This window comes from Pedobacter lithocola, from assembly GCF_042650845.1.
GTDB lineage: Bacteria > Bacteroidota > Bacteroidia > Sphingobacteriales > Sphingobacteriaceae > Pedobacter > Pedobacter lithocola.
The window spans coordinates 89,318-103,618 of the sequence record NZ_JBHSBW010000001.1; the positions used below are offsets into that span (position 1 = coordinate 89,318).

Here is a 14,301-nt window from a genome sequence, read left to right on the forward strand (position 1 = left end):
AATAATTGTAGCGGGTTAAATTGGGCTTCAGGCTATCCGTTTAATCAGGTTTATTCGGCAAATTTATTGCTTTTGGCAACGAAAACCCATTTGCTTACTAAGGGTATAGTTTCTTAATTTCTGCTATCGAAGTAATAATCATTTCCTTCAAAATGGAAGTGTTAATGTCGTTCAGTTTTTTAATGTACACACAAGCTTTCCCACTTTTATGTTTGCCAAAGGTTTTAAGTAACCTTTCTCTATCATCATTATTTAATGAAAAGTATAAAGCGAAAGCATCTTTGCGGGGCGAAAAGCCGGCGAGAGGTGCATCGCCTTCATGTCCACTTGCATATTTGTAATGATAGCTTCCAAAACCAACAATAGCCGTACCCCACATTTTAGCTTCATGAGCTGATGCGTCTTCAAATATCTTAACCAATTCGAAGCTATCTTTTCGCTTACTTTCATCAGTAATTGAATTTAAAAATGCAGCTACATCCTTATTGTTTTCAGTTGTTTTATTTTTCGCCATTTTAAATTTTACTAATAAATAAAAATATATAATTATTTTATTGCAAAATAATTTATTAAAATTTTTTAAGATGGATGCAGTTGAATTTGAGGAGGGAAAATGATTTGATGGAAAACGTTAGGCATAAAAAAAAGGCTTGAAGTTTAACTCAAGCCTTTTTCATATTTTATTATCAATTATTTAAACTCCCTGAAATCTTGACCGTCTTTTATGTTTAGCAAGCTTTCATAAATCAAGCTGATAACATTATCAACATCTTCTTTGTGAACCATTTCTACAGTTGTGTGCATGTAGCGCAAAGGCAAAGAAATTAATGCAGATGGCACACCACCGTTTGAATAGGCGAAAGCATCGGTATCTGTTCCTGTAGAGCGAGATGAAGCCTGGCGTTGAAATGGAATTTCGTTTTTCTCAGCCGTTTTAATCAAAAGCTTATTTAAATTGGTTTGAACTGCTGGTGCATAAGAAACCACTGGTCCTTTACCGGCCGATAAATCTCCCTGAATGTTTTTATTAATCATTGGAGTTGTGGTATCGTGGGTTACATCGGTAATAATGGCAACATCAGGTTTTATGCGTTGTGCTATCATTTCAGCACCACGTAAGCCAATTTCTTCCTGTACAGAATTTACAATGTACAAAGCGAATGGAAGCTTTTTCTTATTTTCTTTTAACAAACGAGCAACTTCGGCAATCATAAAACCACCAACGCGATTATCTAAAGCACGACCAACATAATAGCGATCGTTCAATACCATAAATTCATCTTCATAGGTAATTACGCAGCCCACGTGGATGCCTAATTTTTCTACTTCCTCTTTCGTTGTGCAACCACAATCTAAAAAGATGTTTTTTAATTCTGGTGCCTGTTCTTTTTCACCATGACGAGTGTGTATGGCAGGCCATCCGAACACAGCTTTAATCAAACCTTTTTCGGTGTGGATATTTACCCTTTTAGATGGTGCAATTTGATGGTCTGAACCTCCGTTGCGTATAACATAAATTAAACCATCGGCAGTAATGTAATTTACATACCATGAAATTTCATCGGCATGTGCCTCTATAACAACTTTATAAGCAGCCTTTGGGTTAATAACACCAACCGCAGTTCCATAGTTATCAATAAAATGTTCGTCGATATATGGTTTTAGGTAATTAAGCCAAATTTTTTGTCCTTCCCATTCATAACCAGTTGGAGCAGGATTATTTATATATTCTTCAAGAAATTGTAACGATTTTTTGGTTACAACAGCTACGTGCTTCTTTTTGTCGTCTTCTTTTTTTTTAGCCATGATTTTGATTTACGATTTTAGATTTACGAATTTAGATTGGTATGGAGCAAAACAAATCGAAATCTAGTTTTTTATTATTTGAATTCTATTTTTTAAATCTGAATAATTTAAATTGTAATTCTACAATCTAAAATGCCAGTTCCATCACAACGAAATCGAAGCCATCTTTGTAAAATGTATCTTCGGTTTCGCTAAAGCCAAATTTAAAATAAAATTCCTTTGCATTAACACGGGCATTACACCAAAGCTCGGTTGCGTTCTGAATTTTACAATAATCTAAGATATATTCCATCAATTTTGTGCCAAAACCAAGTTTTTGTGCATCTGGCAAAACGGCAAGTTTTCTAAACTGATATACATCGCCCTGCGAAAATAGAGAAACAACACCAGTAAGTTTGTGTTCAGCGTATAAACCAAAATGTACACCTTCAAAGTCATCTTTAAGTTTTACAGAATCGAATGGCATATCAGGGTACATCGCTTCATGCCTGATGCGCCAGGTTAGGGACGGAAAAATTTGCTCAATTTGTATTAGCGTTTCCAAGTGTTAAATTTTTAGTTCCGTAAAATTTATAGATTAAGATGTTCAAAATTATAATGGCCGTCATGCCATAGCAAAATAAATTCCATCCGCCTTTATCCCATAAAAACAATCCTAATGCCGAACCACAACTTGCGCCAATAAAACTTACCGACATAAATATAGTGTTTAATCGATTTCTTGCTTCAGGTATCAGGGTGTAAATTCGGGTTTGATTGGTAACATGAATCGCCTGCTGACCAACATCAATTAATACAATTCCGATTACAAATAAATACAAGTGATTTTTGGTGAAATAAAATAAGGCAATGCTGATGATTTGTAGTACAAAACCAATCATAAGGTTTTTGCGAGGATTGTTTCCATCGCTCAGCTTACCAACCAAAGGTGCCGCCAAAGCACCTGCTGCGCCTGCAATACCGAATAAACCAATTTGTAAGGTTTGAAAATTAAATGGAGGATTGGCCAGAAATAAAACCATGGTTGTCCAAAATGCACTAATTATGGCAAACGCTAAAAAATTAATTATAGATGTTTCGCGTAAAACAGGTTGGGTTTTGATGTAACTAAACATCGAACTCATTAGTTGTTGATAACCACCTTTAAAAGATGGGTAGCTTTGAGGAAAACGTTTTGACATTAGAGCAATTAATAATGCACAAATTCCTGCCGCCATAAAATAAACTGCACGCCAACCTAACCAAAAACCAATGGTTCCGCTTACAGCTCTTGATGCTAAAATGCCAACCAGTAAGCCACTCATAATTACACCAATGTTAGCGCCACGATTTTCATCCGAACTTAAGTTGGCAGCAAGAGGCAGTATCAATTGAGGCACTATAGAACATGCACCTATTAAAACGGAAGCAATTTCGAGGAGGAAAAATGTTTTAGAAAAAGCAGCAACAAATAGCGCTAATATGGCTAACGCCGAGATAGTTAAAATTTGCTTTTTCCGCTCAAACATATCACCAAGTGGCACAAGAAGAAATAAACCTAAAGCGTAACCAATTTGAGTTAAATATGTAATTCTACCTGCAACACTTTCAGGAATTTTAAAATCTTTAGCCACCAAAATTACGAGTGGTTGGCAGTAATAAATATTTGCAACAATTAAGCCGGTGCAAAAGGCCATTAAAATTATATCAGCTCGTTTTAACATATGTAAAGGATGTAAAAATATGGAAAATGTAAGATGGAGTAAGATGTTAGATGTAAAATGGATAATGGGTGTGTCCTCCATATTCCATTATTCAATGTTAAAATATTAAGATGTAATATGGCTGATATAGATTTTTCGCCTTGCTTGTCTTCCATCAACCATCTTCCCTCATCCATCCCTACAATGGTATATTGCCGTGTTTTTTTCTTGGGTTATTTACAACTTTATTTTCAAGCATCTTAAAAGCTTTTATCAGTTTTATTCTGGTTTGTGCGGGTTCAATAACTTCATCTACAAAGCCACGTTCTGCTGCTCGGTATGGGTTTGCAAAAATATCCGAATATAATTTTTCCTTTTCAAGCCATTTCTCTTGTGGGTTTTCGGCAGAAGTAATTTCTCTTTTAAAGATAATTTCTGCTGCACCTTTAGCACCCATTACTGCAATCTCGGCGCTTGGCCATGCATAGTTCATGTCTGCGCCTATGTGTTTACTGTTCATTACATCGTAAGCGCCACCATAGGCTTTTCTGATAATAACAGTAATTCTTGGAACTGTAGCCTCGCTAAAGGCATATAGCAACTTAGCGCCGTTGGTAATAATTCCATTCCATTCTTGGTCTGTGCCCGGAAGAAAGCCAGGAACATCTTCAAAAACCAATAGTGGAATATTAAAGCAATCGCAAAAGCGTACAAAACGAGCAGCTTTTGTTGATGAATTGCTATCTAAAACGCCAGCTAAATAAGCAGGTTGATTGGCCACAATGCCGATACTTCTACCCGCTAAGCGGGCAAAACCTACAACTATATTTTCGGCAAATGCTTCATGAACTTCTAAAAAACTGTCTGCATCAGCAACTAATCCTATTATCTCTCTTATGTCGTAAGGTTGAGAAGCGTTTTGAGGCATAAAAGTATTTAACTGAGGTCTGCTTTCATCCGTCGGTTCGTATGGCAATTGTTCTGCCATTTCCTCACAATTTTGAGGCATATAGCTCAACAGTTTTTTAACATGTGTAATGGCATCAATTTCATTTGCACAAGCAAAATGCGTTACGCCAGATTTTGTAGCATGCGTATTTGCACCGCCTAATTCTTCTGAAGTTACTTCTTCATGTGTTACCGTTTTTACAACATTTGGTCCGGTTACAAACATGTATGAAGTATTTTCAACCATTAATATAAAATCGGTAATGGCAGGCGAATATACAGCACCACCAGCGCAAGGACCCATAATTGCCGATAATTGTGGGATAACACCAGAGGCCTGAACATTTTTATAAAAGATATCTGCATAACCACCTAATGAAACTACACCTTCCTGAATTCGTGCACCACCACTATCGTTTAACCCGATTAAAGGCGCTCCATTTTTCATGGCCATATCCATTAATTTGCATATTTTTTCAGCGTGAGTTTCTGATAATGAACCTCCAAATACTGTAAAATCTTGAGAAAAAACGTATGTTAAACGACCATTGATGGTTCCGTAACCCGTAATTACACCATCGCCCAAATACTTTTCTCGTTCCATACCGAAATCAGTACTACGGTGGGTAACCATCATGCCAATTTCTTCAAAACTTCCTTCATCCATTAAAAAGTGAATGCGTTCTCTGGCGGTTAATTTTCCCTTTTTGTGCTGACTGTCAATTCTTGCTTGTCCGCCGCCAAGGTTGGCCTGATTTATTTTGTCTTGAAGTAAAGCTATTTTCTTATCCATATTTGATCATACGAGATTTTAAAATTAAAAATAACAATTGGTATTGCAAGTTTAGCGAATAAGATTGCTGAGTATGAAGAAGATTTTACAATGTCGAATCTAACTTCATTATAAATCTAATAAGCTTAAAAAAATATCTAAGTCAATAATAACAATGGCAATAAGTTACGCTATATTTTTACAAATATATTTAAGGTAATTGCATTGAAAAACCAATTATCCGATTAATTTTGTAAGCAACATTAGAATAGCATTAGAAAACGAAATGTTTTTAAGAAAGTACAAATATTTAATCGTTGTGGCATTTATGCTAATCTTCAGTGCGAAGATGGTGATATCTGGTGCGCCTGTTTTTTGTGCTAGTATTGATAAGGAAATTATGAATGCTGTTATTATGCAAATTGAATTGGAGCATGATGGCGGGAAGGATGCGGGCAAGGAAACCATCAAATATTCAGATTTTAAATATGTTGAATTAAGTCACCCAATTTTTTCTTATGAATTTTCTTCAAGTCATTTCTTTTTGAAGAATAGTTTTATAGAGCATTTCAAAAGATATGTAGATCCATATCACGCCACGGTACCAACACCGCCACCTAACTTTATCTCGTAATAAGGTGTTATAATCCTATCTAACCTTTTTAATTGCTGTAACTTTTTGGTTCGAACCTTAAATTTATCACCTTTTTTAAGATAAGCGATTCTAGCATCACGATTTATTCGTTAAAATTTACCAGATAATTTATATCGTTATGCAAAAGTTTAACCCAGCCTTTTCAGGTTCGGATGTAAAGAAATACTTTCTTAAAAAGAATTTAAAAAAGGATTTACCTGCAAGTATTGTAGTTTTTTTAGTGGCATTGCCGCTGTGTTTAGGTATTGCCTTAGCTTCAGGAGCACCATTATTTGCTGGTTTAGTTACCGGTATTATTGGTGGTATTGTAGTAGCTTCCTGTAGTGGTTCGCAGTTAAGTGTAAGTGGTCCGGCTGCGGGTTTAACAGTTATTGTGTTGGGGGCAATTACATCATTAGGCAGTTACCCAACATTTTTACTGGCAGTAGTTTTGGCGGGAGTTTTCCAGTTAATATTAGGTTTGGTAAAAGCTGGAACCATTGGCAACTATTTTCCTTCGAGCGTTATCGAAGGCATGCTTGCGGCAATAGGTTTAATACTTATTTTAAAGCAGCTTCCGCATGCACTAGGTGTTGATACCGATTTTAGTGGCGATGAAGGTTTCTTTCAGCAAGATCATGAAAATACATTTTCTGCAATATCAGCAGCACTTGGGCATTTTAGTTTGGCAGCTGTTGTAATAAGCCTATTATCGATAGCCATATTAATTATTTGGCCTAAATTCCCGAAACTTGCGATAGTTCCGGCGCCACTTTTGGTCGTTTTGTTGGGTGTAATTGGGAGCATGGTTTTTGCAGGAACTGATTACGCATTAAGAGCCGACCAGATTGTAAAAATACCTGTTGTTGGGGGTTTTAGCGAATTTATGGGCTTATTTACAATGCCCGATTTTTCTCAACTTGCAAATAAAAATGTATATATCGTAGCAGCAACTATTGCTGTTGTGGCAAGTTTAGAAACTTTATTAAGTATCGAAGCCATTGATAAAATTGATCCGATAAAACGTGTTTCACCAACAAATAGAGAATTAATTGCTCAAGGCATTGGAAATATCGCAAGTGGTATGGTGGGCGGTTTGCCCATGACCTCGGTTATCGTTCGTAGTTCGGCAAATGTTAATGCCGGTGGCAGAACGAAAATGTCCGCTATTTATCATGGTACATGGTTATTGTTATCGCTATTGTTTATCCCACAGATAATTAATATGATACCGCTTTCATGTTTGGCGGCAATTTTATTGGTAACCGGTTATAAATTGACCAGAATCAGCCTTTTTAAACACATGTATCATAAAGGTTGGGATCAGTTTGTGCCATTTGTGGTTACCATTGTAGCGGTATTATTTACCGATTTACTAAAAGGTGTTGCAGTTGGTATGTTGGTTTCTATATTCTATTTATTGCGAACCAATATGCGTAATCCATTCTTTTATAGAATTACAAATGAGGGCGATAAAAAGAATATCCGTATAAAACTTGCCGAAGAAGTTTCATTCTTAAACAAGGCAGCAATTCAGGTATTGTTAACAAACATCCCAAAAGAAACTAATGTAATTATTGATGGTTCTAACGCCCGATTTATTGATCCTGATGTATTGGAAACCATCTTCAATTATAAACATAATGCTTACACAAAAGGGATTATAGTTACTTTAGAGCATATACAAAAACATTATACTGTACCTAAATTAACGAATAAAGTTGTTGAGGAGATAAATAGTTAGTTGAGTATATTTGCTAAAGTTTTAACCACAAAATTGAGTGCTTATACATGATACAGCAAGAATTTGCTAACAATGCAAAGACAATTTTAGCTTCAGATGATAATGTTATTGGTTTGGCAGTAACTGGTTCATGGCTAACAAATGAAATTGATGAGTTTTCTGACTTAGATTTAATTCTTGTTACTAAGCAAAAAGTATCTGGTGAAAAAGGTTTAATGTTGGAGTACGCACAAAGATTAGGTAACTTTTTATCTGGGTTTACAGGCGAGCATGTTGGTGAGCCCAGAGTGCTCATTTGTCTTTATGATAATCCACTTTTACATGTCGATATAAAATTTTTGACGCTTGATGAGTTTTATACAAGGATTGAAACACCACATTTATTACTTGATAAAACCGGACAACTTAAGGATGCTATTGATAATTCAGAAGCAAAGTTTCCATATCCCGACTATCAATGGATAGAAGATAGGATTTGGACTTGGATACATTATGCTTTACTTAAAATTGGGAGAGGTGAGTACTTTGAAGCATACGATTTCATGGGTTTTTTAAGAATGGTGGTTTTTGGTCCATTATTGCTCATTAAGAATGGTAAATTACCCCGTGGAGTTAGGAAAATGGAAATGGATATAGAAAGTAATGATTTAGCCCAACTTATGTTAACCGTACCTACTTACGATAGAAAATCATTGCTAAAAAGTTTAAAAAGTGCCGTTTCTTTATATAAAGAACTCCGAGCGGAGTTATATGGTAGCGATATTAATTTACAGAATAATACAGAGAAAAAGGTGATGAGTTATTTGGAGCATATCGAACAAATTGAAAATTAGATATATTTTAATCTAACAAACACCCTTAAACAAACAAAAAAATAGTTTCCTTAAGATTTAGTGATGTGGAGTTTTCCGTGTAAACCATCAAATTATACGCAAAAATAAAGCGAAAGTAAATATTAGTTACTTTCGCTTTATCTTAATCTATTTTTCTTCTGAGTTTGGCATATTGCCTGCATGGCCTTCGTTGCCTTTATCAGCATCTTCACGGGCTTCTTCCGAACCGAAATCTCCTTTTCCAAAATTTCTACCCAAATTTCCGGCGTCTGATTTTACCTTGTTCTTTTCGTTATTTTCATCGCTGTGGTGGCGAGGAACCAATCCATCAGGCATGTTGGTTGCATCTGCAGCATTGTCAGCGTTTTTATCACTTAAATTTTCGTTGGTATCTTTTTGATTTTCCATGATGTTATGTTTTATATAAATAGAACAGCAATAAACACGGATAGTTTTAAAAGGTATTTCGAAAAGAATAGTTCATTTTAGACTTAAAAATTTTGTGTTAATCTGTATGTGTATTTATAAAATCGGAAGGGATTTGGAAATGAATGGTTCTGTAGTTCTTAGGAAGCATCAGTCCCGCCATTCGCTTTATACCGATGACGAACCGGTATGCTCGCTGCTGTCGGGTTTGTAAACAAGGGTTGTTCTTTAATGTATTGGAACTTAAAAGAAAAGTATATTATTGAATGTGAAGTGGATTAAGAAATGAATGGTTCTGTAGTTCTTAGGAAACATCAGTCCCGCCATTCGCTTTATACCGATGAAGAATCGGTATGCTCGCTGCTGTCGGGTTTGTAAACAAGGGTTGTTCTTTAATGTATTGGAACTTAAAAGAAAAGTATATTATTGAATGTGAAGTGGATTAGGAAATGAATGGTTCTGTAGTTCTTCGGAAACGTCAGTCCCGCCATTCGCTTTATACCGATGAAGAATCGGTATGCTCGCTGCTGTCGGGTTTAAGAACTATGGTTTGTTGCAAACCGTTAAAAATTATTACTGCTTTAGCCACCTAGCCCTGGGTGTAGCGGTGCCCTGCAGCGAGGAGTTACGATGATGCAAAGCGTACAAGCGGTACGCAGGAAGAAATTAATTGATATGCAGAAGCCTTGCGCTCCAAATACTAGACTAATAAATTTATAAATTAAAAGTGCTTTTTTTGGAAATGAAAGCTACTGCTTATGGAGGTCAGCAGTCCCGCCATTCGCCTTATACCGATGAAGAATCGGTATAAGGCGAATGGCGGGTTTATAAACAAGGGGTTTGTTTCAAACCGGTAAAAATTATTACTGCTTTAGCCACCTAGCCCTGGGTGTAGCGGTACCCTGCAGCGAGGAGGTACGACGATGCAAAGTGTACAAGCGGAACACAGGAAGAAATTAATTGATATGCAAAAGCATTGCGCTCCAAAAATAAAGGATTTTATAAAATTAATTTTGATTTAATGGTCTAATTTTTGGAAATTAAAGCTACTGCTAATGGAGGTCAGTATTCCCGCCGTTCGCTTTATACCGATGAAGAATCGGTATGCTCGATGCTGTCGGGTTTATAAACAAGGGGTTTGTATACAAAGAATAAAAGTTTAAAGAGTTGACAAATTTATAATATGAAATTTATCAACTCTATTATTTTATAGGTTCATCTCAATCTTAGCCTCAACCTCAACCTAAGTCTCAACCTTAACCTCAATCTAATCTTCGGCCAAAAATGGATAGCGATAATCAGTAGGCGATTCGAAAACTTCTTTAATGGTACGAGGAGAAACCCAACGCAACAAATTAATCATCGATCCGGCTTTATCATTTGTACCAGAACCTCTAGCTCCACCAAATGGCTGCTGACCAACAACAGCGCCAGTACATTTATCATTAATATAAAAATTACCAGCCGAGTTACGTAAAGCGTGTGATGCTTTTTCGATTGCATATCTATCTTGAGCAATGAAAGCACCAGTTAAAGCGTAAGGTGATGTTGTGTCGATAACTTCTAAAATCGAATCAAAATCTTTATCTGCATAAACATAAACAGTTAAAACCGGTCCGAATAATTCTTCACACATAGTGGTATATTTCGGGTCATCAACTACTAAAACTGTAGGTTCAATAAAATAACCTTTGCTTTTATCGTAATTGCCACCAGCAATAATTTCTACACCAGTATCTTGTTTAGCTTGGTCTATATATTTCGCAAGTTTATCAAAAGAACGCTCATCAATAACGGCATTAATAAAATTAGTGAAATCTTCCGTTCCGCCCATTTTAAAGGTGGCCAAATCACGCAGCATGAGTTCTTTAATTTCAGGCCAAAGGCTTTCTGCAATATAAACGCGACTAGCTGCCGAGCATTTTTGTCCCTGGTATTCAAAAGCACCGCGAACAATGGCTGTACTTGCAACATTGGTTTGCGCAGATGGGTGAACAAGAATAAAATCTTTACCACCAGTTTCGCCAACAATACGAGGATATGATTTGTATTTATGAATATTTGTACCAATTGTTTTCCAAATTTCCTGGAAAACTTTTGTAGAACCAGTAAAATGAATACCTGCAAAATCTGGGTGATTAAATACTACATCTCCAGTTTCTGGTCCATCAGCATAAACCAGGTTAATTACGCCATCTGGCACACCAGCCTCACGGAAAATTTCCATTAAAAGGTTAGCCGCATAAATTTGGGTATCAGCAGGTTTCCAAACCAAAACATTACCCATCATAGCTGCAGATGCAGGTAAGTTTGCTGCAATTGCGGTAAAGTTGAAAGGTGTAAGTGCAAATACAAAACCTTCTAAAGGGCGTTGCTCTACACGATTCCAGTTACCACGAGGCGAAACAGGAGGCTGTTGCTTATAAATATCGGCCATGTAACTTACGTTAAAACGCAAGAAATCAATCAATTCGCAAGCGGCGTCAATTTCTGCCTGATAAGCATTTTTGCTTTGGCCAAGCATAGTTGCTGCATTTAGTTTATAGCGGTATTTGCCAGCAATTAAATCAGCAGCTTTTAAAAAGATTGCTGCTCTATGTTCCCAAGCAAGGTTTTCCCAATCTTCTTTTGCTGCCAAAGCAGCATCAATGGCTTGAGTAATGTGAGTTTTATCGCCAATGCTAAATTGCGCTAAAACATGTTGATGATCATGCGGTGCAACAACTTTACCTTTTTTATCGGTATGAATTGCTTTACCGCCAATATACATTGGGATATCTTGTTTGTATGAACGGGCTTCAGCAAGCGCATCTTTTAAAAGAGTGCGTTCTTTGCTACCAGGTGCATAGTTTAATATAGGTTCGTTTACCGGAGTTGGTACGTTAAAAAATCCTTTAAGCATATTTAATTTTTTATGATTTGGGCAAATATAAGGCTTTTTGGAGTAGGCAATTCTATTCTTCTGTAAAGAAAATAGGGGATGGGATGGATGAATAAATCACCACTGATAATGAATGTTTTTTAGGGATAAAGAATTATACTAATACACCAGAGCCAAATACCTTCCATGGTGGCTTACGCAACCTGGCTCCGTACTTTTATAATCGAAAACATTATCAGGAGCTTCGTAGATATTAATTGTTATCTTATCGAGGTGACTAAAAACTGGTGATGAAACCGAGTGTATATATTTTAAACTTATCTCAGTTTTAGTAAAATACAAATCACCTTCAACATTTACTTCGCCATAAGTGCTGGAATGAATTGTACAGCTTAAACTTTTTGGCGCAAAATTTCGGATACCGGTTTTTCGATTGTGGATTTTATATGCAGCTTCTTTCATGCTCCAGAATATCCAAACCATCAAATCAGGGTTATTCGATTTTAAAATATTATTCTGCTCATCATCCGTAAAAATCTTATCAAGATAGCCTTTGCGTTTCCAATTGCTTTGAACTTTGGCAAGGGTAAGATCTACGATATCATTACCCAGCATTAGCTTTTAATTTGCTTTCTATAACTTCTACAGTAGCTTTTACATTGAGCATCTTTGCCATAGAATCATTGTCGATTTCTATTTTGAATTTTTCCTCGATATCAAGCACAATATCAACCAAATTGGCAGAATTTATCTTTAAGTCAGTTATGAAATCGGTGTTTTCATCAATGTTTTCTAAAGCCGAAATTTCTTCGCTGTATGGCTTAATAATGATTTTCAACTCTGCAATTATCTCTTCTTTACTCATGGTTATATTTTTTTAAAATAACACAAACATTTATATCACCAAAACCAAAACTGGCTTTAGTCAATACATTAATTTTTTTTTCGATTAAGGTTTGTGGAATTCGATTTTCATTAATTAATGCCGTTATTTCAGGGTTTAAATCCTCACAATTTATATTTGGGAAAATAAAATTTTGTTCTAATTCCAGCACTGAAGCAACGCATTCTATGCTTCCGGCAGCGCTTATACAATGACCAATCATTCCTTTTAAGGAGTTTATGTATGGAAAGTTTTCAGCAGTTGAACCCAAGGCAATTTTCCAGTTCTCAATTTCCAGCGAATCTTTTGTTGTTGCTGTTAGATGTCCGTTGATTACATCTATTTCACTCGCCTGGATATTTGCACTTTCCAGGGCTTTTGTAATGCATCGCTGAACACTTTCAGGATTTGGTGCTGTCATGGTACCTAAACCTCTTTGTCCGCCAGAATTTAAATGCCCTCCCAAAACCTCAGCGTAAATTTTTGCATTTCTTTTCAAAGCCGAATCAAGTGATTCTAAAACCAGTGCTCCGGCTCCGCTACCTGGTACAAAACCACTAGCTGTTAAGCTCATTGGGCGGCTTCCTTTTTCAGGTTCGCTATTGTGTTTAAATGTACAAACTTTCATGGCATCAAAGCCACCCCAAATGTATGGACCGCTGTCGCTCGTACTACCTGCAAGCATTCGTTTGGCCTGACCAGATTTTATTCTTTCGTATGCCAGTAAAAGGCTTTCGGCGCCAGTTGCACAAGCCGATGAATTAGTACTTACCTGATTACCTAAACCCAATTTACCACTTATAAAAGCACTTACACCACTGGCCATGGTTTGTATAACAACAGAACTTCCAAGCTTGCGAATTTCCATGTCGTCGATTTTATTAATCGCCCATCTAAATTTATCAATTCCAGAAGTGCCGGTACCGAAAATTGTTCCGCTATCCCAATCCGGGCTATCTTCGCTGCTCTTTTCCAAACCGGCATCTTCCCAGGCATCTAAACCAGCTATAACACCATAAATAATACCAGTGCTGTTTAAATTTCGTAGTTCTAAGGATGAAAAGTATTGTGCAATTCTATCATCACTAAGCTGTGGTTTACCTGCAATTTGGCATGAAAAACCAAGTGCTTCAAGGTCAGGTTGATGTGTGATGCCTGAAAGCCCGTTTTTTATCGAATAAGTAAAATCAGAAATAGTTGTACCATTTGGGGCACAAACGCCTAGGCCGGTAATTACTACTCTATTGTTCATTTGGATTAGAAATTAACATGCCTGAAATGGTTCCTTTACAAATTATATTTCCGGTTTCATCTTCCATTTTTACGTTGCAGCTTAATTTACTAAAGCGGAAATATATTTTCTCACTGGTTACTTTAACGCTAACTCCAGGATAAACAGGCTTTAAAAAATCTATTGAGTTTGACGTCATCGCTAATGACGCTTTGTTTATATCCAAATCATCTTTAAGCAGATACAAACCCAAACATACCAAGCCAATTTGAGCCATAGTTTCTGTTAATATAACTGCCGGAGTTACTGGGAGATTCTTAAAATGACTATCGTAAAAATATAAATTTTTGTTGTAGGTACAAGTTCCAATAGCACCATTTTCATCAACATGCAACAACTCATCAACAAACAAAAAGTCTTTTCCGTAAGGTAATTTTTTAAGTATATCCTGATGATTCATA

The 14,301-nt window shown here is 36.3% G+C and carries 14 protein-coding genes; 3 read left to right on the top strand and 11 right to left on the bottom strand.

Features of this window, described 5'->3' with window-relative positions; translation table 11 throughout:
- Positions 1–97: 97 nt before the first annotated feature.
- The 5 genes from ACFOWA_RS00355 to ACFOWA_RS00375 all read right to left on the bottom strand — a co-directional run bounded on the left by ACFOWA_RS00355 (position 98) and on the right by ACFOWA_RS00375 (position 5,229).
- A complete protein-coding gene (locus tag ACFOWA_RS00355) occupies positions 98–514 on the bottom strand; it encodes a DUF1801 domain-containing protein (protein ID WP_378980718.1) in 417 nt (138 codons plus the stop codon).
- Between the two features lie 176 nt (positions 515–690).
- Positions 691–1,806 (bottom strand): M42 family metallopeptidase, encoded by a 1,116-nt coding sequence (locus tag ACFOWA_RS00360; RefSeq protein WP_378980720.1) that lies wholly within the window; start codon positions 1,804–1,806, stop codon positions 691–693.
- A gap of 127 nt (positions 1,807–1,933) precedes the next feature.
- Positions 1,934–2,350 carry a GNAT family N-acetyltransferase gene (locus tag ACFOWA_RS00365; protein WP_378980722.1) on the bottom strand — a complete coding sequence of 139 codons (417 nt, stop codon included), beginning with the start codon at positions 2,348–2,350 and terminating at the stop codon, positions 1,934–1,936.
- Positions 2,328–3,482 (bottom strand): MFS transporter, encoded by a 1,155-nt coding sequence (locus tag ACFOWA_RS00370; protein WP_378980724.1) that lies wholly within the window; start codon positions 3,480–3,482, stop codon positions 2,328–2,330. The genes ACFOWA_RS00365 and ACFOWA_RS00370 overlap by 23 nt, the downstream gene beginning before the upstream one ends.
- 205 nt (positions 3,483–3,687) lie before the next feature.
- Positions 3,688–5,229: an acyl-CoA carboxylase subunit beta gene (locus ACFOWA_RS00375; protein WP_378980726.1), complete on the bottom strand. Its 1,542-nt coding sequence runs from the start codon at positions 5,227–5,229 to the stop codon at positions 3,688–3,690.
- A 265-nt stretch (positions 5,230–5,494) separates the two neighbouring features.
- On the opposite strand from ACFOWA_RS00375, the gene ACFOWA_RS00380 reads away from it, so the two are divergent.
- The 3 genes from ACFOWA_RS00380 to ACFOWA_RS00390 all read left to right on the top strand — a co-directional run bounded on the left by ACFOWA_RS00380 (position 5,495) and on the right by ACFOWA_RS00390 (position 8,419).
- Positions 5,495–5,842 (top strand): hypothetical protein, encoded by a 348-nt coding sequence (locus ACFOWA_RS00380; protein ID WP_378980728.1) that lies wholly within the window; start codon positions 5,495–5,497, stop codon positions 5,840–5,842.
- A 139-nt stretch (positions 5,843–5,981) separates the two neighbouring features.
- The gene (locus ACFOWA_RS00385) at positions 5,982–7,586 is read left to right on the top strand and encodes a SulP family inorganic anion transporter (protein ID WP_378980730.1); all 1,605 of its coding nucleotides are present in this window, start codon (positions 5,982–5,984) and stop codon (positions 7,584–7,586) included.
- 47 nt (positions 7,587–7,633) lie between these two features.
- Positions 7,634–8,419 (top strand): hypothetical protein, encoded by a 786-nt coding sequence (locus tag ACFOWA_RS00390; protein WP_378980732.1) that lies wholly within the window; start codon positions 7,634–7,636, stop codon positions 8,417–8,419.
- Between the two features lie 147 nt (positions 8,420–8,566).
- Here ACFOWA_RS00390 and ACFOWA_RS00395 read toward each other — a convergent pair whose 3' ends face one another.
- From ACFOWA_RS00395 to ACFOWA_RS00420, 6 genes are all read right to left on the bottom strand, one after another.
- Complete coding sequence (locus tag ACFOWA_RS00395; RefSeq protein WP_378980734.1) at positions 8,567–8,827, bottom strand: hypothetical protein; 261 nt, start codon at positions 8,825–8,827, stop codon at positions 8,567–8,569.
- Positions 8,828–10,112: 1,285 nt separating this feature from the next.
- Complete coding sequence (pruA, locus tag ACFOWA_RS00400; RefSeq protein WP_378980736.1) at positions 10,113–11,747, bottom strand: L-glutamate gamma-semialdehyde dehydrogenase; 1,635 nt, start codon at positions 11,745–11,747, stop codon at positions 10,113–10,115.
- 138 nt (positions 11,748–11,885) lie between these two features.
- Positions 11,886–12,341, bottom strand: coding sequence for a 4'-phosphopantetheinyl transferase family protein (locus ACFOWA_RS00405; protein ID WP_378980738.1), 456 nt, complete (start codon positions 12,339–12,341; stop codon positions 11,886–11,888).
- Positions 12,331–12,591, bottom strand: a complete 261-nt coding sequence (locus ACFOWA_RS00410; RefSeq protein ID WP_378980740.1) for an acyl carrier protein — start codon at positions 12,589–12,591, stop codon at positions 12,331–12,333. Before ACFOWA_RS00410 ends, ACFOWA_RS00405 begins: the two co-directional genes overlap by 11 nt.
- The gene (locus ACFOWA_RS00415; RefSeq protein WP_378980742.1) at positions 12,584–13,861 is read right to left on the bottom strand and encodes a beta-ketoacyl-[acyl-carrier-protein] synthase family protein; all 1,278 of its coding nucleotides are present in this window, start codon (positions 13,859–13,861) and stop codon (positions 12,584–12,586) included. Before ACFOWA_RS00415 ends, ACFOWA_RS00410 begins: the two co-directional genes overlap by 8 nt.
- Positions 13,851–14,300, bottom strand: coding sequence for a 3-hydroxyacyl-ACP dehydratase FabZ family protein (locus ACFOWA_RS00420; RefSeq protein ID WP_378980744.1), 450 nt, complete (start codon positions 14,298–14,300; stop codon positions 13,851–13,853). The genes ACFOWA_RS00415 and ACFOWA_RS00420 overlap by 11 nt, the downstream gene beginning before the upstream one ends.
- Between the last annotated feature and the right edge of the window lies 1 nt (position 14,301).

Coding starts and splice junctions, on each gene's coding strand:
- ACFOWA_RS00405 (WP_378980738.1), bottom strand. CDS start 12,341: ATGCTGGGTAATGATATCGTAGATCTTACCCTTGCCAAAGTTCAAAGC.
- ACFOWA_RS00395 (WP_378980734.1), bottom strand. CDS start 8,827: ATGGAAAATCAAAAAGATACCAACGAAAATTTAAGTGATAAAAACGCT.
- ACFOWA_RS00415 (WP_378980742.1), bottom strand. CDS start 13,861: ATGAACAATAGAGTAGTAATTACCGGCCTAGGCGTTTGTGCCCCAAAT.
- ACFOWA_RS00355 (WP_378980718.1), bottom strand. CDS start 514: ATGGCGAAAAATAAAACAACTGAAAACAATAAGGATGTAGCTGCATTT.
- ACFOWA_RS00360 (WP_378980720.1), bottom strand. CDS start 1,806: ATGGCTAAAAAAAAAGAAGACGACAAAAAGAAGCACGTAGCTGTTGTA.
- ACFOWA_RS00410 (WP_378980740.1), bottom strand. CDS start 12,591: ATGAGTAAAGAAGAGATAATTGCAGAGTTGAAAATCATTATTAAGCCA.
- ACFOWA_RS00390 (WP_378980732.1), top strand. CDS start 7,634: ATGATACAGCAAGAATTTGCTAACAATGCAAAGACAATTTTAGCTTCA.
- pruA (WP_378980736.1), bottom strand. CDS start 11,747: ATGCTTAAAGGATTTTTTAACGTACCAACTCCGGTAAACGAACCTATA.
- ACFOWA_RS00385 (WP_378980730.1), top strand. CDS start 5,982: ATGCAAAAGTTTAACCCAGCCTTTTCAGGTTCGGATGTAAAGAAATAC.
- ACFOWA_RS00380 (WP_378980728.1), top strand. CDS start 5,495: ATGTTTTTAAGAAAGTACAAATATTTAATCGTTGTGGCATTTATGCTA.
- ACFOWA_RS00370 (WP_378980724.1), bottom strand. CDS start 3,482: ATGGCCTTTTGCACCGGCTTAATTGTTGCAAATATTTATTACTGCCAA.
- ACFOWA_RS00420 (WP_378980744.1), bottom strand. CDS start 14,300: ATGAATCATCAGGATATACTTAAAAAATTACCTTACGGAAAAGACTTT.
- ACFOWA_RS00375 (WP_378980726.1), bottom strand. CDS start 5,229: ATGGATAAGAAAATAGCTTTACTTCAAGACAAAATAAATCAGGCCAAC.